This window comes from Actinomadura logoneensis (genome assembly GCF_003428695.1).
GTDB lineage: Bacteria > Actinomycetota > Actinomycetes > Streptosporangiales > Streptosporangiaceae > Spirillospora > Spirillospora logoneensis.
Genome location: NZ_QURH01000528.1, coordinates 1 through 1477, shown reverse-complemented (window position 1 = coordinate 1477; position 1477 = coordinate 1). Strand labels below are relative to the sequence as shown.

Genomic DNA, 1477 nt, shown 5'->3' with positions numbered 1-1477 from the left:
GGAGCGCGACCCGCGCGGGACGGGCCGGATCGCCAGCGACTTCGGTCCGCTGGCGCGGCGCGTCCGCGAGGCGGGCCTGCTGGAGCGGCGCCGCGGCTACTACGCGCGGGCGGTGACGCTGAACCTGGCCGCGACGGCCGCGCTGTGGGCGGCGGTCGCGTGGTGGGGGCGTCCTGGTGGGCGGTGCTGCTGGCGGTGCCGCTCGCGCTGGTGTCCACCCGGCGCGCGTTCCTCGGGCACGACGCCGGGCACCGGCAGATCGCGGCGTCCCCGCGCGTCAACCGCCTGCTGGGGCTCGTGCTGGGGAACCTCGGGCTCGGGCTCGGCTACGGCTGGTGGAACGACAAGCACAACCGGCACCACGCCAACCCCAACCACGTCGGCAAGGACCCCGACGTCGGCGAGGGCGTGCTGGCGTGGACGCGCGAGCAGGCCGCGCGCCGCCGCGGCCCCGGCGCGTGGGTGATCGCGCACCAGGCGTGGCTGTTCTTCCCGCTGCTGCTCCTGGAGGGCGTGAACCTGCAGGTCAACAGCGTCCTGTACCTGCGGGGGAGGGCGCGCCGCGAGCAGCTCACCGAGGGGCTGCTGCTGGCCGGGCACCTGGCCGCCTATCTGGGGCTGGCGTTCACGCTGCTGACGCCCGGCAAGGCGGTGCTGTTCCTGGCCGTCCACCAGGGCCTGTTCGGGCTGCACCTGGGGTCGGCGTTCGCGCACAACCACAAGGGGATGGCCATGCCCGGGCCGGACGACCGCTGGGACCACCTGCGGCGGCAGGTCCTCACCTCCCGCAACGTGCGCGGCGGGCCCGTCGCCGACTACCTGCTCGGCGGCCTGAACTACCAGATCGAGCACCACCTGTTCCCCAGCGTCGCCCGCCCCCACCTGCGGCGCCTGCAGCCGCTGGTCCGCGAGCACTGCGCCCGCGTCGGACTGCCCTACGCCGAGACCGGCGCGTACGCCTCCTACCGCCAGGCGCTGGCCCACATGAACGAGGTCGGCGCGCCCCTGCGCGACTGACCCCCGCCACCCGCACCGCCGGGCGGCGCTACCGGACCGGGTGGGGCCGCTTCGGGGTCGGCCCGCGCCCTATCCTTGCGGGGACATGCCTGAAGGACACACCATCCACCGCCTGGCCGCCGAGCACCAGCGGGTGTTCGGCGGTCGCGCCGTCACCGCCGCAAGCCCCCAGGGACGGTTCGCCGACGGCGCCCGGCTCATCACCGGCCGGACGCTGGAACGCGCCGACGCCTACGGCAAGCACCTGCTGCTGGGTTTCGGCGGCGAGCTCACCGTCCACGTCCACCTGGGGATCTACGGCAAGTACACCATCGCGGGCGGGCCGCCGCCCGCGCCGTGGGGCGCCGTCCGGCTCCGCCTGACCGCCGACGGCGGGTACGCCGACCTGCGCGGCCCCAACGCCTGCGAGATCCTCGACCCCGGCGCCGTGGCCCGGCTGCGCGACCGCCTCGGCCCCGAC

The 1477-nt window shown here is 75.9% G+C and carries 2 protein-coding genes; both read left to right on the top strand.

Annotated features, from left to right (window positions below; genetic code table 11):
• The first annotated feature begins 144 nt into the window (after nucleotides 1-144).
• Nucleotides 145-1017: a fatty acid desaturase family protein gene (locus DZF91_RS23850; protein WP_235834505.1), complete on the top strand. Its 873-nt coding sequence runs from the start codon at nucleotides 145-147 to the stop codon at nucleotides 1015-1017.
• Between the two features lie 85 nt (nucleotides 1018-1102).
• Nucleotides 1103-1477: DNA-formamidopyrimidine glycosylase family protein (locus DZF91_RS23845; RefSeq protein WP_328589204.1), on the top strand; the 375-nt coding region annotated here is incomplete at its 3' end.